The sequence below is a fragment of the Streptosporangiales bacterium genome (assembly GCA_009379955.1).
Classification (GTDB): Bacteria; Actinomycetota; Actinomycetes; order Streptosporangiales; family WHST01; genus WHST01.
On sequence record WHST01000029.1, the window covers coordinates 18,549 to 36,817 of the forward strand.

General features: G+C 69.6%; 17 protein-coding genes and 1 pseudogene. 9 read left to right on the forward strand and 9 right to left on the reverse strand.

The features are described from left to right. Positions 1 to 222: 222 nt before the first annotated feature. On the reverse strand, positions 223 to 1,848 hold the full coding sequence (locus GEV10_11275) for an ABC transporter substrate-binding protein (protein ID MQA79039.1): 1,626 nt from the start codon (positions 1,846 to 1,848) through the stop codon (positions 223 to 225). 402 nt (positions 1,849 to 2,250) lie between these two features. On the opposite strand from GEV10_11275, the gene GEV10_11280 reads away from it, so the two are divergent. Genes GEV10_11280 through GEV10_11295 form a run of 4 tightly spaced genes read left to right on the forward strand, consistent with a single transcriptional unit; the run spans position 2,251 to position 5,977 of the window. Then, a complete protein-coding gene (locus GEV10_11280) occupies positions 2,251 to 3,033 on the forward strand; it encodes a hypothetical protein (protein ID MQA79040.1) in 783 nt (260 codons plus the stop codon). Between the two features lie 26 nt (positions 3,034 to 3,059). Continuing rightward, entirely contained in the window at positions 3,060 to 4,856 is a 1,797-nt protein-coding gene (locus GEV10_11285; protein ID MQA79041.1) for a fumarate reductase/succinate dehydrogenase flavoprotein subunit, read from the forward strand. Continuing rightward, positions 4,853 to 5,626, forward strand: a complete 774-nt coding sequence (locus GEV10_11290) for a succinate dehydrogenase/fumarate reductase iron-sulfur subunit (GenBank protein MQA79042.1) — start codon at positions 4,853 to 4,855, stop codon at positions 5,624 to 5,626. Before GEV10_11285 ends, GEV10_11290 begins: the two co-directional genes overlap by 4 nt. Before the next feature lie 48 nt (positions 5,627 to 5,674). Beyond that, complete coding sequence (locus GEV10_11295; protein MQA79043.1) at positions 5,675 to 5,977, forward strand: 4a-hydroxytetrahydrobiopterin dehydratase; 303 nt, start codon at positions 5,675 to 5,677, stop codon at positions 5,975 to 5,977. Between the two features lie 134 nt (positions 5,978 to 6,111). On the opposite strand, the gene GEV10_11300 is transcribed toward GEV10_11295, so the two are convergent. Continuing rightward, positions 6,112 to 7,266, reverse strand: a complete 1,155-nt coding sequence (locus tag GEV10_11300) for an NUDIX domain-containing protein (GenBank protein ID MQA79044.1) — start codon at positions 7,264 to 7,266, stop codon at positions 6,112 to 6,114. A 28-nt stretch (positions 7,267 to 7,294) separates the two neighbouring features. After that, complete coding sequence (locus GEV10_11305; GenBank protein ID MQA79045.1) at positions 7,295 to 8,887, reverse strand: ABC transporter substrate-binding protein; 1,593 nt, start codon at positions 8,885 to 8,887, stop codon at positions 7,295 to 7,297. A gap of 93 nt (positions 8,888 to 8,980) precedes the next feature. Between GEV10_11305 and GEV10_11310 the strand changes: the two genes are divergently transcribed. Continuing rightward, entirely contained in the window at positions 8,981 to 9,583 is a 603-nt protein-coding gene (locus GEV10_11310) for a nitroreductase family protein (GenBank protein ID MQA79046.1), read from the forward strand. A gap of 60 nt (positions 9,584 to 9,643) precedes the next feature. Here the strand turns inward: GEV10_11310 and GEV10_11315 are convergent, their stop codons facing one another. The 5 genes from GEV10_11315 to GEV10_11335 form a co-directional block, all read right to left on the reverse strand. Beyond that, positions 9,644 to 10,375, reverse strand: a complete 732-nt coding sequence (locus GEV10_11315; GenBank protein ID MQA79047.1) for a two pore domain potassium channel family protein — start codon at positions 10,373 to 10,375, stop codon at positions 9,644 to 9,646. Between the two features lie 46 nt (positions 10,376 to 10,421). Further along, positions 10,422 to 11,690, reverse strand: coding sequence for a hypothetical protein (locus GEV10_11320; GenBank protein ID MQA79048.1), 1,269 nt, complete (start codon positions 11,688 to 11,690; stop codon positions 10,422 to 10,424). Between the two features lie 54 nt (positions 11,691 to 11,744). Beyond that, the gene (locus GEV10_11325; GenBank protein MQA79049.1) at positions 11,745 to 12,632 is read right to left on the reverse strand and encodes an ABC transporter permease subunit; all 888 of its coding nucleotides are present in this window, start codon (positions 12,630 to 12,632) and stop codon (positions 11,745 to 11,747) included. 1 nt (position 12,633) lies between these two features. After that, entirely contained in the window at positions 12,634 to 13,479 is an 846-nt protein-coding gene (locus GEV10_11330) for an ABC transporter permease subunit (protein MQA79050.1), read from the reverse strand. A 97-nt stretch (positions 13,480 to 13,576) separates the two neighbouring features. After that, complete coding sequence (locus GEV10_11335) at positions 13,577 to 14,845, reverse strand: extracellular solute-binding protein (GenBank protein MQA79051.1); 1,269 nt, start codon at positions 14,843 to 14,845, stop codon at positions 13,577 to 13,579. A 101-nt stretch (positions 14,846 to 14,946) separates the two neighbouring features. Between GEV10_11335 and GEV10_11340 the strand changes: the two genes are divergently transcribed. From GEV10_11340 to dgoD, 3 genes are read left to right on the forward strand one after another with little or no spacing between them, the layout of a single operon-like run. Further along, positions 14,947 to 15,699, forward strand: coding sequence for an SDR family oxidoreductase (locus GEV10_11340; GenBank protein ID MQA79052.1), 753 nt, complete (start codon positions 14,947 to 14,949; stop codon positions 15,697 to 15,699). Positions 15,700 to 15,709: 10 nt separating this feature from the next. Beyond that, entirely contained in the window at positions 15,710 to 16,420 is a 711-nt protein-coding gene (locus GEV10_11345) for an FCD domain-containing protein (GenBank protein MQA79053.1), read from the forward strand. Further along, positions 16,417 to 17,562: a galactonate dehydratase gene (gene dgoD, locus GEV10_11350; protein MQA79054.1), complete on the forward strand. Its 1,146-nt coding sequence runs from the start codon at positions 16,417 to 16,419 to the stop codon at positions 17,560 to 17,562. The genes GEV10_11345 and dgoD overlap by 4 nt, the downstream gene beginning before the upstream one ends. 236 nt (positions 17,563 to 17,798) lie before the next feature. Here the strand turns inward: dgoD and GEV10_11355 are convergent. Next, positions 17,799 to 17,921: pseudogene (locus tag GEV10_11355) on the reverse strand (2-oxoglutarate dehydrogenase E2). Between the two features lie 5 nt (positions 17,922 to 17,926). Between GEV10_11355 and GEV10_11360 the strand changes: the two are divergent. After that, positions 17,927 to 18,166, forward strand: a complete 240-nt coding sequence (locus GEV10_11360; GenBank protein ID MQA79055.1) for a hypothetical protein — start codon at positions 17,927 to 17,929, stop codon at positions 18,164 to 18,166. The last annotated feature ends 103 nt before the right edge of the window (positions 18,167 to 18,269 follow it).

Here is an 18,269-nt window from a genome sequence, read left to right on the forward strand (position 1 = left end):
GAACCAGCAGGCGAGCGACACTTTCGGCCATCACCGACCCACGCGGAAGTGTCGTTACCCTTTCGTGTCTCAACCCCTATGATCCCCGCCCTGCTGACCTGCGCAAACACACCACTCCGTCACGGTGTGTGCCATGACCTCCGCGTGACCGATGCGACGTCGCCCGGGCCCGGCTGCTGCCGGTGCCCGGGCGACGTCGTCACTCGTGCGTGCGCGCGACGATCAGCCGTCGCTCACCTTGATCTGGTCGAGCATGAGGCGGCCCAGCCCGTTGCGCTTCAGGTTGGACACCTTCTCCGAGTGCACGACCTTGGACGTGCCGAACCAGAGCGGCAGCACCGGCATGTCCTTGAGGACGAGGTCCTCGGCCTTCTGGTAGTACGGCACGGCCTCCTCCGGCGTCTCGGCCGCGTTGCCCTGGGCGAGCAGCTTGTCGACCTTCGGGTTGCTGTAGCCGGTGCCGTTGTTGGAGCCGTTCTTGGTGTACATCGGCCCGAGGTAGTTCTCGGCGCTCGGGTAGTCCATGATCCAGCCCATCCGGAACGGACCCCTCATCTTCTGGTCCTGCACCGCCGTCTGGTACTGGGACCACTGCTGTTGCTTCAGGGTGACCTTGATGCCGAGGTTCTTCTTCAGCTGGTTGGCCATCGCCTGGACGTACTCGTCGTGGCCGGAGCCGCTGTTGAACCAGAACTGGAGGGCGCCGTCGATGCCGCCGGCCTCCTGGAACAGCTGCTTGGCCTTCGTCGGGTTGAACGTGCAGGCCTCGCCGCACGGGTCGTCGCGGTGGCCGAGCTTGATCATCGGCGTGACCAGGCCCGTGGCCGGGACGACGGTGTCGTCGAGCAGCTGCTTGTTGATCTCGTCACGGTCGATGGCCATCGAGATCGCCTGGCGGATCCTGACGTCCTTGAACTCCTTCTGCCACAGCGGGAAGCCGTAGTAGTTGAAGCTCGTCGACGGGTCGGTGAGGAACCGGTCGCCGAAGTCCCTCTCGGCGCTGGTCAGCCGCTCCGGCGGCACGGTCGAGACGTCGAGGTTGCCCGCGACGACGTCGTTGTACGACGTGGCGAAGTTGTCGTAGATCTTCAGGGTGATCGCGTCGGCCTTGGCCTTGGTGTCACCCGAGTAGTCGCCGTACTTCTTCAGCTTGATGGTCTGGTTGTGCTTCCACGGCTCGGCCATCTGGTACGGGCCGTTGCCGATCGGCTTCTCCTTGAAGGCCTTCCAGTCCTTGCTCTTGAGCACGGACTCGGGCATCGGCGAGAAGGCCGAGTAGCCGAGGATCAGCGGGACGTTCGTATTCGCCGCGTCGAGAGTCATCTCGATCGTGGTGTCGCCGACGGCCTTCAGGCCGGCCATCGTCTTGGACTTCTTCGGCACGTCCGCCGCGCCCTTGATCTTGAGCAGGTCGCTGAAGAAGTACCCGTTGGCCCACGCCTCGGTCAGGACGGCGTTCCACGCACCCACGTACGACTCCGCGGTGACCGGCTCGCCGTTCTGGAACTTCCAGCCGTCCTTGAGCTTGATGGTCCAGACCTTGCGGTCGGTGGACTCGATCGACTCGGCGTTGACCATGACGGCGTCGCCGGTCTTCGGGTCGACCCTGGTCAGCTGGTCGAAGACCGCGTCGATGACGGTGCCACCCTCGGACTCGTTGCTGTTCCCAGGTGTCAGATCAGCCGGTTCACCGAGTTGGAAGGAGAACGACTTCTCCTTGGGTTGGTCGCCCTCGCCACCCCCGCCGCCACAGGCGGCCGCGACGAGTGCGATCGCGACCGACCCGATGAGGACACGGGTTGCAGTGCGCATGACACCTCCATTGATGACGCCGATACGTGAGCCCATGCGGTCGCTACCATCGCCGATGGTGACGCATCGCGAAAGGCTCGTTACCCAGTCGTGTCACAAGTGAGATGTTTGTCCACCCTGGGTCGCCAGAAGGCTACCTTCCCGACCGGATCCGGCCACCGGCGCCGGGCCGGTCATGGGTCGTCATCCGTGCGTGCGCGACGTCACACCCCCCGGAACTGGCGACCTCACCCAGGGTGAGGGAAAAGTGGCGTACTAGTGTTTCGCCTGGCCGGCGCGGCCCCGACCCTCCAGGAGAGGTAGACCCCGAATGAGCACCCCAGCGCTGGAGCTCGACGAGCAGAGCGTAGGTAGGGGCCGCGGTGCTCTGAGCACCGCCACCGGCTCCGCCGCGGCACCTGCCGAAGCTCTGGGAGAAGGCGAGCGCGCGTGAGCACCGTGGAGCGGGAGAAGGCGCGCCCGCGCGCGCACATCAGTGCGCGCACCCTGCGCAAGGACAACTGGTGGGTGCAGCCCCTCGTCACCTTCCTGGTCCTCTTCGGGTTCGTCGTCTACTCGTCCTGGGCCGCCATGGTCAACGACAACTACTTCTACGAGCCGTACCTGTCGCCGTTCTACGCGCCGTGCCTCGGTGCCACGTGCCCCCCGGAGGTCATGCTCGGCGGCATCCCGCTGCCGGCGATCATCAGCCCGGCGATCCTCATCCTGATCGTGCCGCTCGGCTTCCGCCTCACCTGCTACTACTACCGCAAGGCCTACTACCGGTCGTTCTGGCAGTCGCCCCCGGGATGCGGCGTGCGGGAGCCGCACAAGAAGTACACCGGGGAGCGCAGGTTCCCGCTGATCATGCAGAACCTGCACCGGTACTTCATGTACCTCGCCACGATCCTCAACGTGTTCCTCACCTACGAGGCCGTGGTCTCGTTCCGCGACCACCACGGCAACTGGGGCCACATGGGGGTCGGCACCCTCGTCCTGGTGATCAACGCCGCGGCGCTCTGGGCGTACACCCTGTCCTGCCACGCATGCCGGCACACCCTCGGCGGGCGGCTGAACAACTTCTCCAAGCACCCGGTGCGCTACCGGCTGTGGACGCAGCTGTCGAAGCTGAACGGCAGGCACCAGCAGATCGCCTGGTTCTCCCTCGTCTGGGTCGCGCTGACCGACCTCTACGTCCGGCTCCTGGCCATGGGCACGATCACCGACATCCAGTTCTTTTGAGTAACTCCTGATCCGAGGTACCTGACGTGAGTGAGATAGAGCGACACGCGTACGACGTCGTCGTGATCGGCGCAGGCGGGTCGGGGCTGCGCGCGGCCATCGAGGCGCACGAGCGGGGCGCCAAGACCGCGATCGTCTGCAAGTCGCTCCTCGGCAAGGCGCACACCGTCATGGCCGAGGGCGGCATCGCCGCGGCGATGGGCAACGTCTGGGAGCAGGACAACTGGCAGGTCCACTTCCGCGACACCATGCGCGGCGGCAAGATGCTCAACCACTGGCGCATGGCGCAGCTGCACGCGCAGGAGGCGCCGCAGCGGGTGTACGAGCTCGAGTCCTGGGGCGCGCTCTTCGACCGCACCAAGGAAGGCAAGATCTCCCAGCGCGACTTCGGCGGCCACCGCTACGCGCGGCTCGCCCACGTCGGCGACCGTACCGGCCTGGAGATGATCCGCACCCTCCAGCAGCGCGCCGTCTCGCTGGGCATCGACGTGTTCATGGAGTGCACGGTCACCGAGCTGCTGAAGGACGGCGACCGGATCTCCGGCGCGTTCGGCTACTGGCGCGAGTCCGGCCGGTTCATCGCCTTCGAGGCGCCCTCGGTCGTGCTGGCCACCGGCGGCATCGGCAAGTCGTACAAGGTGACGTCGAACTCGTGGGAGTACACCGGCGACGGCCACGCGATGGCCCTGCGCGCCGGTGCGACGCTCGTCAACATGGAGTGCGTCCAGTTCCACCCGACCGGCATGGTGTGGCCGCCGTCCGTGCGCGGCATCCTCATCACCGAGTCGGTGCGCGGCGAGGGTGGCGTGCTGCGCAACTCCGAGGGCAAGCGCTTCATGTTCGACTACATCTCGGAGTACTTCAAGCACGAGACCGCCGACAACGAGGAGGAGGCGGACCGCTGGTACGACGACCACGTCAACAACCGGCGCCCACCCGAGCTGCTTCCTCGTGACGAGGTCGCCCGCGCGATCAACTCCGAGATCAAGGCCGGTCGCGGCTCACCGCACGGCGGAGTGTTCCTCGACATCGCGAGCCGGCGCAGCGCGGAGGACATCCAGCGGCGGCTGCCGTCGATGTACCACCAGTTCAAGGAGCTGGCCGACGTCGACATCACCAAGGAGCCGATGGAGGTCGCGCCGACCTGCCACTACGTCATGGGCGGCGTCGAGGTCGACCCCGACTCGGCCCAGTCGCTCGTCGCCGGCCTCTACGCCGCGGGCGAGGTCGCGGGCGGCATGCACGGCTCCAACCGGCTCGGCGGCAACTCCCTCTCCGACCTGATCGTGTTCGGCATGCGGGCCGGCGAGTACGCGGCGGCGTACGCGAAGGGGCTCGACGCGAAGCCGCAGATCGACGACGCCCGGCTCACCGAGGCGGGCCGCGTCGCCCTGGCACCGTTCGAGGCCGAGGGCGAGAACCCGTACACCCTGCACCAGGAGCTGCAGGACACCATGCAGCGCCTCGTCGGCATCATCCGCACCGGCAGCGAGCTGCAGCAGGCGATCGACGCGCTGCAGACGTTCAAGGGCCGCGTCCCGAACGCCTTCGTCGAGGGCAACCGCCAGTACAACCCCGGCTGGCACCTCGCGCTCGACCTGCACAACATGCTGCTGGTCTCGGAATGCATTGCCCGGGCCGCCCTACAGCGCACGGAGAGCCGTGGCGGGCACACGCGCGAGGACTTCCCCCAGCCCGACGAGACCTGGGGCACCAAGAACATCATCTGCCGGGCCGAGGGCGACGGGGTCACCACCGCCACCCAGCCGCTGCCCGTCATGCCCGACGATCTCAAGGCACTCTTCGAGGAGAACGTCTCATGAGCTATGACGCCCGGTTCCAGGTCTGGCGCGGCAACGCCGAGGGCGGTGGCTTCCGCGACTACACGGTGGAGGTCAACGAGGGCGAGGTCGTCCTCGACATCATCCACCGCATCCAGGCGACCCAGGCGGGCGACCTCGCCGTGCGGTGGAACTGCAAGGCCGGCAAGTGCGGCTCCTGCAGCGCAGAGGTCAACGGCAAGCCCCGGCTGATGTGCATGACCCGGATGAGCACGTTCACCGAGCAGGAGACCATCAACGTCAGCCCGGTGCGCACGTTCCCCATCGTCAAGGACCTCGTCACCGACGTCTCGTACAACTACGAGATGGCGAAGCGGGTGCAGGCCTTCACACCCCCCGAGGGTCTCGAGCCCGGTGAGTACCGCATGCAGCAGGTCGACGTCGAGCGGAGCCAGGAGTTCCGCAAGTGCATCGAGTGCTTCCTGTGCCAGAACGTGTGCCACGTGATCCGCGACCACGAGGAGAACAAGCAGCACTTCGCCGGCCCGCGCTTCCTGATGCGCGCCGCCGAGCTGGAGATGCACCCTCTCGACACCGCGGACCGCCGGAAGTTCGCCCAGGAGGAGCTCGGCCTCGGCTTCTGCAACATCACCAAGTGCTGCACCGAGGTCTGCCCCGAGAACATCCACATCACCGACAACGCGCTCATCCCGTTGAAGGAACGCGTCATCGACACCAAGTACGACCCGCTCGGCTTCCTCTGGCGCAAGTTCAAGAGTCCCGACGCCAAGAGCGCCGCCCGCCGCGACTGACCTCTCGGCACCCTCGCCCCCGCCCGTCACCCGTGGGAAGGTGGGCGGATGGCTGAGCTTCTCGACGACGCCGCTGTCCGTACCGCGCTCTCCGACCTGACCGGCTGGACCGGTGACACCACGGCGGTCAAGCGCACCGTGAAGGCGTCCGACTTCCCCACCGCGATCCGCATCGTCGACGACGTCGCGACGATCGCCGAGGCGAGCAAGCACCACCCCGACATCGACATCCGGTGGCGCACCCTGCACTTCACCCTGTCGACCCACTCCGCCGGCGGCGTGACCCGCAAGGACGTCGACCTCGCCGAGCACATCGACGAGATCGTCGCGAGGCACGCCGGCGGCTCCTAGCTGGGGGCGTCGCTCCCGTTGATCACGTTAACGTGATCAGCGTTGACTTCACCTCGTGCAGGGACGAGGTGAAGTCCACGTTCACGAGGTTAACGTGATCATTTCGCGGGGCCCGGCAGCGTACGGTCGCGGGCTCAACCGGACGACAGGCGGCGTTCCAGGTGCGGGCGCTCCTCGCGGAACTCGGCGAGGCGGGCTGCGTGAGCGGCCATCTCGCCGAGCCCGACCAGGCGCCGCAGGCCCTCGTCGCCGGCCGCCGCGCCGGCCTCGACGACCTCGATCATCCGCAGGATCCTCGGCTCGACGGCGGCGAGCACGGACTCAGGCGCGGCGCCGTAGGCCGCATTGAGCACGCGCAGCCGGTGCAGGCGTACGTCGAACGGCTCGAGCCGGTCGGCGAGCGCGAAGCCCCAGGCGGTGTACGCGAGGTCGAGCATCGGCGCCGACGGGCCGGCGGTGTCCCAGTCGAGGACGCCGGCGAGGCGTCCCTCCCACCCGACCAGGTTGTGCGGGCCCACGTCGTTGTGGCAGATCAGCTCACCCGGCGAGAAGTCGCCGGGGCCGAACCGGAACCGCAACCCGTCGGCCGGGAAGTCGGCGACCGCCTCGTGGTACGCGGCGAGCCAGTGACCGACGTCGCCCAGGAAGGTGTCGGTCAACGCCCACGGTGCCCACGGTCCTGACGGCGTGACGTCGCCGGGGATGAACTCGGTGACCTCGCGGCCCTGGTCGTCGATGCCCAGCACCCGCGGCACCCCGGGGACGCCACGGGAGGCGACGTGGCGCATCAGCGCGTGCACGGCTGGCGTCCACGGCCCGCACGGCCGGCGCACCGTGCGCCCGACGCGGATCGCGCCGCCGACGTTGCCGCCCTGGAGCGGCACCTCGTCGTCGACGCCCAGCAGCACCGCCTCGAGCTGCGCGGCCAGCGCGTGGTCACTCGGCAGCCAGTCGACGTCACCGAGCTCGGCCGGCGGCACCCACCGGACCGCGGCGTGCTCGAGCGGTCGGACGACGTCGTCGGCCGAAGCGACGCGCGCCGTCCACGCGCGCAGCACGAAGTCGTCCATCGCCGGCCAGGTGCCGCCGATCCGACGGTCGAGCCTGACGGTGACGCCCAGCTCCTCGCGACATTCGCGCACGAGGGCGTCCTCGTCGCGCTCGTCCGGCTCGACCTTGCCGCCGGGCAGCTCCCACCAGCCGGCGAGGTGCGGCGGCTCGGCCCGTTGCGCCACGAGGACGTTGCCGTCGTCGTCGAGGATGGCCGCGGCCACGACTACGCCCCGCACGAGCCTCCTGCCGTGCCCATGAGACTCCCTACCCCGTCACCGTGACGTCCCAGAGGTGGATGCCGACCAGGGCATCCTCCTTCACATCGGACACGTGCTCGGAGTATCCCGCCTGGATCTGGCCGAAGTAGAGCGGCGCGACCGGCATGTCCTTCAGCACCTGGTCCTCGGCCCGGTTGTAGAACTCGACGCCGGCCTCGATCGACGACGCCCGGTTGCCCTGCTCGATGAGCGCGTCGACGGACTCGTGCGAGTAGCCGATCCGGTTCGACGAGCCCTTGCTCGAGTACAGTGGCTCGAGATAGTTCTGCGGCGACGGGTAGTCCATACCCCAGTCGAGCCGGTACGGGCCGGTGACGTCGTGCGCGCGCAGGACGTCGAGGTACTGGGCCTGCACCTGCTGCTTGAACGTGATCTCCTCGATGCCGAGGTTCTTGCGCAGCTGGTTGACGATCGCCTGCATCTCCTCGTCGTAGCCCTCGTCGGTGGGCAACCAGAGCGTCATCGGACCCTTCCAGCCGCCCGCCTTCGCCAACAGCTGCTTCGCCTTGACCGGGTCGAACGTGCACCACTCGCCACACGCGCCCTTGCGGTAGCCGGGCACGATCGGCGAGATCAGCGAGTCGGCCGGGCGATAGGAGCCGTTGTAGATGCTGTCGACGATCGCCTTGCGGTCGATCGCCATCGCGATCGCATGCCGCAGGTCGGGGTTCGCGAACCGCTTGTCGTAGATGGGGAACCCGAGGTAGTGGAACGACGAGCTCGGCGCGGTGAAGAAGCGTCCGTCGAGGTCCTGCTCCGCCCTGCGGAGGCTGGACGGCGGGATCTCGTCGTAGATGTCGAGGTTGCCGGCGACGAGGTCGTTGTACGCGGTCTCCGGCTTGGTGTAGATGCGGAACTCGACCCCGCCCGCGACCGGCTCGTGAGTGCCCTTGTAGCCGGAGTACGCCTTCAGCTTGACGGTCTTGTTGTGCTGCCAGGTACCGTCCATCCGGAACGGCCCGTTGCCGATCGGCGCCCGGTCGAACTTCTCCAGGTCGTCGAAGGCCGCCTTCGGCAGCGGGTTGAACCCGGTGTACGCGAGCGTCAGCGGGAACTGGCTGAACGGTGCGTCGAGGGTGACCGTGAAGGTGAGGTCGTCGACGACCTCCAGCCCCGACATCTCCTTGACCTTCGGCTCGCCCTTCTCCGGGTTGAGGTCGGCGTAGCCCTCGATGTTGCCGAAGAAGTAGTTGTTGACCCACTCGTTCGGCGCGTACGCCGCCGCGTTCCACGCGTCGACGAACGACTGCGACGTGACCTTCTCGCCGTTGTGGAACGTGCGGCCCGCGCGAAGCTTGACGGTCCACACGCGCTGGTCCTTCGAGGTGACCGACGACGCCGCGGTGTACGTGAGCTCGCCGTCGGACTCCAGCGAGACGAGCCCCTCGAACAGGCCGGAGATCACGGCGATGCCGTTACCCTCCTGACAGTTGCCGGGTATCAGGTGGGTCGGCTCGCCGATGCCGACCGAGAACGTGTCGTCTGCCGGTTCGTCCGCACCACCGCCGCACGCTCCGGTGAACGAGACGAGCATCACCGCCGCGGCGAGGGCGGCGACCGGTCTGCTGATTCCACGCATGGGGCGTACCTCACGTCGGGGGTGACGACGGCATACTGCGACAGCCGCCGAAGGCAGCTAATACTGGCGCAGCCGAGTACGAGGAGTACAGCCGTGGAGTTCAACGATGTAGTAACGGGCCGGCGGATGGTGCGCAGGTTCGGCCCGGACCCCGTCGCGCCGCAGGCAGTGCGCCGCCTGCTGCGCAATGCGACGCGGAGCCCGTCGGCCGGCAACTCCCGCGGCTACGCGTTCCTGGTCATCGACACCGAGGACGGGCGCGACCGGTTCTGGCGGGCGCTCGCCCCCACGATGCCCGTGGTGCCGTCGGTGACGGACGCGCCGCTGCTGATCGTGCCGATGTCCAGCAAGGACGTCTATCTCGACCGCTACGCCGAGCCCGACAAGGGCTGGACCGACCGCGACGAGGCCCGCTGGCCGGTGCCGTTCTGGCACATCGACACCGGCATGGCCGCCCTGCTCGTACTGCTCACCGCGGTCGACGAGGGTCTCGGCGCGCTGTACTTCGGCATCCCGGGGCCGGTGCTCCCGGCGTTCCGCGAGGCGTTCGGCGTGCCGGAGACGTACGTGCCAGTCGGCGCCGTCGCCGTGGGCCACTCCGAGCCCGGCGCGCCCCCGTCGACGCCGTCCAAGCCGAGCCGCCCGTGGACCGACCTCGTGCACCACGGCACCTGGGGCTCGCCGTACGCCGACTGACGCCTGCTGGGGACCCCAGCGGGGGCGGGCACCACGACCGGGGACCCCGGCGGGGGCGGGCTAGCGGTCCTGGTCGGCGCGGAGCTCGCGGACCTCGCGGCGGAGCTCCCGCACCTCGGTGACGAGGGCCTCCAGGGAGTCCTGGGTCTCCTGCTCCTCGCCGCGCACCTCCTCGAGCTTCTCCACGAACCACGACGCCAGCGACGCGGTCACGACGCCGAGGAGCACGATGCCCGCGAGCATCATGCCCGCGGCCACCAGCCGGCCGGTGACCGTGACCGGCAGCTCGTCGCCGTACCCGACGGTCGTGACCGTGGTGAGCGCCCACCACAGCGCGTCGCCGAAGGTCGTGATCGTGGCGCCTGGCGCTCCGCGCTCGGCGTCGAGCACCGCAAGTGCGCCGACGAAGACCACGAACACCGCGGACCCGCCGACGTACGTGGCGGCCTTGCCGCGGAACGACCCGCGCACCCGCCGGTCGATCGCCGTCAGCACGATCACCAGGCGAAGCGCGCGCAGCGGCCGCAGCACCGGCAACGCGAGCACCGCCAGGTCGAGCGGATGCCGCCGGACGAACGTCCACCGGTGCTCGGCGAGCACCAGCCGCACGAGGTAGTCGAGGGCGAAGGTCAGCCACGTCACGGTGCTGACGACGTTCGCCGCGACGGTGTACGGCTCGGGCAGGTCGGGGTACAGCACGGAGACGGCGTAGGCGAGCAGGAACGCCAACGCCAGCAGCGTCAGCGGCCACTCGGTCCTGCGCTCCCACGCCAACCGCGCCGTGTCCGACATGAGGGAGATGCTGGCAGACGCCCGTGCGGACGGCGCAGCCGGCGGGTCAGCCGGTGGCGAGGAACCCGACGTTGAGGCGGCGCTGCAGGTCGACGTCGGCCCACATCGGGTGCTGGGGTGCCGCGTTCGAGCAGACGATCGTGCCCCACGCGCCGACCCGCGACGACCCCTCGACGGCCCGGGCGCAGATCTCGGCGCCGACCGGTCCCTCCTCGAACGTGGCGTACAGCGGGGTGTAACCGACCCAGCCCTCGCCGAAGACCAGCGGCACGCTGTTCGCCGCGGCCCAGTCGGCGGCGGTGTCGAGCCACATGGTGAGCTGCTGCTCCATCGCGACCCGGTGGTCGCCGTACCTGTCGTACAGCCAGCGGTCCCACTTGTCCGGGTCGCACCAGTCGTGGACGTACAGCTCGCGGTGCCGCATGCCCGTGGCCCCGGCCCGCCAGGCGCCGGCCTCGGGGAGGACCCACGCCTCGAGCTTCGGCGCGTCGTCGCGCAGCAGCTCGGCGCTGACGCGATCCTGCGGGAACGGCTCGTCGTCGCGCAGGTGGAACGTCTGCACCAGCTCGCCGAGCACACCGTAGACGTAGGGGTGGAAGATCGCGACGTCGACGTTGGTCGGCAGGTGCCGCATGTCGCCCACGGGCACGCCGGCGTAGTTGACCGTGACGAGCTGCTCGGGGTGACGCGCGCGGAAGCGTTCGACCGCGTCCTCGAGCAGCGGACCCAGCGCCTGCAGCCTGTTCGTGCCGGGCTCCGCGACGTCGGCCAGCCGGCTGCCCTGCACCTCGTTGTGCAGCTCCACGAACGCCACCCGGTCGTCGAGGTCGTGCTCGGCCAGGTAGTCGACCAGGTCGGCGAGGGCCCCGGCCAGCGCAGCCGGACGGTCGCGGGGCGGCACCGCGAGCAGGGCGTCGATCCAGCTCTGGTCGTCGAGGAAGCACGGGCTCTGCTGGTACTCCCAGCTCGACAGGATCACGTAGCAGTCGTGCCGGCGGGCCGCCGCGAAGAGGTCGAGCAGGTGCTGCCTGCCGTCGAGCGTGGCGGTACGCCGTACGTCGTACCACCGGGTGCGCAGGCCGTACTCACCACCGAACGGCGAGAACGTCAGGGCCGACGTGTCGATGCGGGAGCCGAAGAGCAGGTACGGCATCGCGCAGATGCGGACGGTGTTGTAGCCGCGCTCGACCGCGTCGGCGAAGCACCTGTCGAGGTCGGCGAACGGCTCGCCCTCGCCGGTGCGGGTGTACCAGGAGAAGTCCCACAGCGTGATGGTCAGTCGGTCCGGGAGGTGGTCGGGGAGGTCCGGCTGCATGGGTGGGCAGAGCCCCTCTCTAGGAGGTTGGTGTCACCGAACGTCGATGCATCGTCACTTCGTGGAGCCAACGAGCAGGCCGGACACGAAGTGACGCTGGAAGGCGAAGAAGACGACGGCGGTCGGGATCGCGGCGAGCATCGCGCCCGAGGCGACGACGTTCCACTGGCTCACGTAGCTGCCCTGCAGGTTGAGCAGCGCGGCGGTGATCGGGAACTTCGCCTGGCTCTGCAGGATGGTCAGCGCCCAGACCAGGTCGTTGTAGATCCACGTGGTCGCGAGCGCCGCGAGCGCCGCCAGGGCCGGACGCGACAGCGGCATGACGATCCGCCAGTAGACCTGCATCGACCCCGCGCCGTCGACGACGGCGGCCTCGGTCACCTCCCGCGGGATCGACCGCATGAACCCGTAGAGCACGAAGGTGTAGAACCCGAGCCCGAAGCCGACGTGGATCGCGACCAGACCGACGAGTGCGTCGTACGTGCCGATGTTCTCCGACATCTTCGCCACCGGGATCAGCAGCACCTGCGGCGGCAGCAGGTTGCCGGCGAGCATGCCGAGCAGGATCGTCCGCCGGAACGGGATCTCGTACCTGCTGAGCCCGAACGCCGCCATCGACGACAGCAGCAGTGCCAGCACGACCGCGGGCGCGGTCACGATCAGGCTGTTGACCAGCGCGGTGCCGAGCTCGACCTCGGTGACCGCCGTGACGAACCCGGACAGCGTGAACGACGCGGGCAGCGCGCCGAGGCCGCGCTCGGTGACGTCGTCGAACGAGCGCACCGCGATCGCCGCGGCGAAGAGCATGGGGGCGACCCACAGCAGCGCCACCGGGGCCATGACCAGGTGGAACACGACCCCGCCGCCGGGCCGGTGCCCGGCATGCCGCGTCACGCCACCCGCCTGTGCGTCGCGCGCGGGGGTGCCGGTCGCCACGGCCATGTCAGATCACCTCCTGCCGGGACGCCCTGACCAGGTACGTGATGATGAAGCCGATCGCCAGCAGGAAGATGACCACCGCGATCGCCGAGCCGTAGCCCAGGTTCAGGAACGTGAAGCCCTGCTGGAACATGTACGTGCTCAGCAGCTCCGTCGCGTGGTACGGACCGCCGCGCGTCATCGCCCAGACGAGGTCGAACGTGCGGAGCGAGTCGATGACCGTCACCGCGAACACGACCGTGTTGACGCCGCGCAGCTGCGGCAGCGTGACGTAGCGGAACCGCTGGAGGGCGTTGGCACCGTCGATGGCCGCGGCGTCGTCGAGCGTCGGGTCGCACCCCTTGAGCCCGGCGAGGTAGAGCACCATCAGGTAGCCGACCTGACGCCACACGGCCGCGACGAGGACCGCGCCGAGCGCGGTGTCGGGATCGGCCAGCCACTGCCGGACGAGGCTGTCGAGCCCGAGCCCGCCGAGTACGGCGTCGACGGTGCCGTCGGGTTGGTAGAGCACCCGCCAGAACAGGCCGGTCACGGCCAGCGAGAACACCATCGGCAGGTAGATCGCGCTGCGGTACAGGCCGACGAGGCGGCGCGGCCGGTTCAGCGCGACCGCCAGCGCCAGCCCGCCCACGATCGACAGCCCGCCGAAGCAGACCAGCCAGATGACGTTGTTGAGCAGCGCCTGCTTGAACACGGGGTCGCCCGCGAGGTCCGCGTAGTTGGCGAGCCCGACGAACTCGGGGACGCCCACGCCGTTCCACTTCGTCACCGACAGCCAGAAGCTGTTCAGCGCGGGCCAGAAGACCCACACCGCCTCGACGGCGAGCGGCACCGCGACGAACACCCACACGCCGAGCGGCACGGCCCGCAGCCGCCGCCCCCACGGGGCGCGGCGCCGGGGATGCGCGACGGTCGCGGCTGGCGCACTCACGCGACAGAGGCCCGGCTCACTTGTCGAACACCCGCTGGGCGGCCGTCTGCCACTCCTTCAGGATCGCGTCGACCTGCTTGGGCCGGTCGAGGAACTTGGTCAGCGCCGTGTCCGCCGTCGTCTGCAGCTCGTCGCTGGAGTCGCGGTTGAAGAACTGGGTGAGGTCGTCGGACTCCTCGAGGAAGGTGATGCCCTTCTGCACCAGCGGCGAGAAGTTCGACGTGTCGACCTCGGTCGACGTCGGCAGGTTGGACGAGCCTGCCTTGGCGATCCAGTCCTTCTGTGTCTTCGGCTGGGCGAGGAACGACAGGAGCTCCTTCGCCCCCTCCTTGTTGCGGCCCTTCGCGGCGGCGAAGTACCCGTCCGTCGGGGCCTCCTCGGCGTTGGACACGCCCTCGTCGACGACGGGGACACGGAAGAAGTCGAGGTCGGCGAGCGCCTCCTCCGACAGCGCCGAGGTCATGAAGGCGCCGTACAGGTACATGCCCGCCTTGCCGTTGACCAGCGGGGTGATGGCCTGCTGACCGTCGAGCGAGCGTCCCTTCGGGTCGAAGAACGGCAGCAGCTCGCGGTACGCCTTCATCACGTCGTGCACCTCGGGGCCGTCGAACCGCTGCTCGCCCGCAAGCAGCTCACGGTGGAAGTCGGCACCGTTGATACGCAGGTTCAGGTAGTCGAACCAACCGGACGCCACCCAGGCCTGGCCGCCTCCGGTGCCCATCGACAGCGGTCTGATGCCCTTGCCGTCGAGCGTGCGGCACAGCTTCAGGAAGTCGGCCCAGGTCTCGACGGGCTCCACGCCCCACTTCTCGAAGTGCGACTTGCGGTAGAAGACGCCCCACCAGTAATAGCTGGTGGGAACGAAGATCTGCTTGCCGTCCTCGCTGGTCGACAGCTCCTTCAGGGCCGGGGAGAACGTCGCGCACGCGCCGTCGCCCGTCCACAGGTCGGAGACGTCGAGGAGCAGGCCCTTCGACGCGTAGTCACGCGCCACCGAGCCCGCGTACCAGGTGAGGACGTCGGGCGGCTTCGCCGAGTTGAGGTACGTCGGGAGCTGGGCGCGGAACGACTCCACCGCCACCCGGTTGGCCGTCACCTCGTGCTTGCGGTAGCCCTTCAGGACGTCGACGAGGGCCTTGGCCGGCTTCGGATCGCCCTGCGAGATCTGGATCACGAGCGTGCCGGTCTGCTGCTGTTGCTGCTGCTCTCCGCCGCTCACGCAGCCGCCGAGCGCCGTCGCACCACCGAGCGCGACCGCCCCGGACAGGAACCCGCGCCGGGACATTGACCTCTTCTGCATCACCGGACCACCCTTCGGCCACAAATAGTCATACAAAATTATGTGATGGTAAGTTACAGGGCAACCCTTCTGCCGAGGAGAGCTGTGTGGACCGATTCGCCGGGCGTACCGCCGTGGTCACCGGCGCCGCGTCGGGGATCGGGGCCGCGACGGCACGCCGGCTCGCCGACGAGGGCGCCGCGGTGATCCTCGTCGACATCGACGGCGACGCCGCCACCACGGTCGCGCAGTCGATCGAGAAGGCCGGCGGCTCCGCGCACGTCGTGGTCGGCGACGTGTCCGACCAGGCGTGCTGGCACCGGGTCGCGGCGACGGTCGAGGCCGGGTACGGCGCGCTCGACGTCCTGCACAGCAACGCCTACGCCGACGACGTCCGACCCGCCCACGAGCTCGAGCCGGCGTCCTGGGACCGCCTCCTCGGCGTCGACCTCACGGCCGCCTACCTCGGCGTGCGCACCTGCCTCCCGCTGTTCCGCCGCCCGGGAGCCGCCGTCGTCCTCACCTCGTCGGTGCACGCGATGGTGGGGCTGCCTGGGCATCCCGCGTACGCCGCGGCGAAGGGCGGCCTCCTCTCCCTCGGCCGGCAGCTGGCCGTCGAGTACGGTCCCCACATCAGGGTCAACATGGTGGTGCCCGGCCCGATCCTCACCCCCGCGTGGGACGGCATCGCGCCCGGCGACCGCGAGCGCAGCGTCGCGCAGACCGCTCTACGCCGCTTCGGCACACCGGACGAGGTCGCCGCGGTGGTCGCGTTCCTCGCGTCCTCTGACGCGGCGTACGTCACCGGCGCGTCGTACGTCGTCGACGGCGGCTGGAGCATCGTCAAGGACAGCTCGTAAGGGGGCGTTGATGAGCAGCTATCCACAGCGCGGCATGCATGGGGCGACGGTCAACGAGATCGGCAGACGCATCCTGGCCGGCGAGCTCGCTCCGGGCGCGGTGCTCACCATCGACACGCTCGAGCGCGAGTACTCCGCCAGCCGCACGGTGATCCGTGAGGCGCTGCGCGTCCTCGCCGCGAAGGGCCTCGTCGACGCGCGACCCAAGCGCGGCACGTTCGTCCGGCCGCGCGACGACTGGAGCCTGCTCGATCCCGACGTCCTGCGCTGGCAGTACGAGAAGGAGACCGACACCGGCTTCCTCGACAACCTCGCCGAGGTACGCGCCATCGTCGAGCCCGCGGGGGCGCGGCTCGCCGCCCGGCGCCGCACCGACGCCGACCTCGCCGAGCTAACCGACAGCCTCGCCGCGTCGGGGCACCCCGACGCCACGGCCGACGAGGTCGTCGCCGCCGACCTCAGGTTCCACCGCGCGCTGCTGCTCGCGGCGCACAACGAGCTGCTCACCCGGATGGAGATCGTCATCGAGACCGGCCTGCGCACCCGCGACACCCTCGTCCACGGGCAGGGCACCTGGGCGGACGCCGAACCCGCCCACCGCGCCGTCCTCGACGCCGTGGTGGCCGGCGACGAGGACGCCGCAGAGACCGCCATGCGCACCCTGCTCGACCAGGCGCAACGCGACGTCGCGGCACTCGACGACAGCGGCAGTACCGCATGAAGATCGACAGGATCGAGACGTTCCTGCTGCCGCCGCGCTGGATGTTCTGCCGCATCGAGACCGACGAGGGCGTCGTCGGCTGGGGCGAGCCCGTCGTCGAGGGCCGCGCCGACACCGTCCGCGCCGCGGTGCGGGAGCTCGCCGAGTACCTCGTCGGGCAGGACCCGCTGCGCATCGAGGACCACTGGCAGGTGCTCACCAAGGGCGGCTTCTACCGCGGCGGCCCGATCCTCTCCAGCGCCGTCGCCGGGCTCGACCAGGCGCTCTGGGACATCGCGGGCAAGGTGTACGACGCGCCCGTCCACGCCCTGCTCGGCGGACCCGTCCGCGACCGCGTCCGGATGTACTCCTGGGTGGGCGGCGACGAGCCGGGCCAGCTCGTGGAGGCGGTGCAGGAGCAGCTCGCGAGCGGCACGACCGCGGTGAAGATGAACGCGTCGGGACGGATGTCGCCGATCGCGAGCGCCGCGGAGACCGCCGAGGTCGTCGAGCGGCTCGCGACGGTGCGCGACGTCCTCGGCCCCGACCGCGACGTCGCGGTCGACTTCCACGGACGCGTGTCCGCCGCGAACGCCGCCCGGCTGCTCCCGCTGCTCGCCGAGCACCATCCGCTCTTCGTCGAGGAGCCGGTGCTCCCCGAACACCAGCATCTGCTCGGGCGGCTCACGGCGGCGAGTTCCGTCCCGATCGCCACGGGCGAACGCTTCTACTCCCGGCACGACTTCCTCCCCGCCCTGCAGGCCGGCATCTCCGTCGCGCAGCCCGACCTGTCGCACGCGGGCGGCATCTCCGAGGTCCGTCGCATCGCGACGCTGGCCGAGACGTGGGACGTGCTGCTGGCGCCACACTGCCCGCTCGGCCCCGTGTCGCTCGCCGCCAGCCTCCAGGTCGCCTTCGCGACGCCGAACTTCCTCATCCAGGAGCAGAGCCTCGGCATCCACTACAACGTCGGCAACGACCTCCTCGACTACCTCGTCGACCCCGAGGTCTTCCGGTTCGTCGACGGCTACGTCCACCGTCCCGAGGCGCCCGGTCTCGGCATCGCGGTCGACGAGGACGCCGTGCGCCGCGCGGACGACACCGGCCACCGCTGGCGCTCACCGGTGTGGCGGCACGACGACGGCTCCTTCGCCGAGTGGTGACGAACGCGTATCGATCGTGACGCCACCACCCCGGCGCGACGAGTCGAACCGGCATCCTCGCTGCATGGGATCTCGCAGCCGCGTCGCGGCACTCACCGGAGCCGGCGTGCTGCTCGCGGCGTCACTCACGGCCTGTAGCGCGGAGTTCGGTGGCGTGGCCGGCGTCGCGGTCGACGTCGAGACGGGCGGCCTGGTCGTCGTCGCGCAGCTGTGCGAGCCCACCGAGGAGCTGGGCGTCACGCTCGACGTCTCGACCGGCGACGATCCCGGCGACTCCGCGGAGGTCTGGGACGCCGAGGGCAGGGCGAGCGGCAGCCGGGTCGTGGTCGACGTCTCCGCGCTGCCCGCCGGCTGGACGATCGACGTGGACGAGCCTCTCCCGCCATCGGAGCAGATCTCGCTCGTGGTGACGAGCCGGCCACGGGGCGCCGACCCCGACGACATCTGGAGGCGGCTCAGAGACGTGCAGTTCACCCTGCCCAACCTTCCGCGCACCGACGGATCGTCCCCCGCGAAGGTGGCGTACGAGAAGGACCAGCGGACCGTCGTCGGGAGCGTCGCGGAGCTCGCGGCCGAGACGAAGGCCGCATGCGAGCCGTCGTGAGCGCGCGCGATGCCGTGACCCGACCCGCGATTCGGGTGCATTCCGTCACCTGCGCTCGCATCGCCGCGTAGTTCGGTCATGTCCGGACGGACCTGACGCCTCG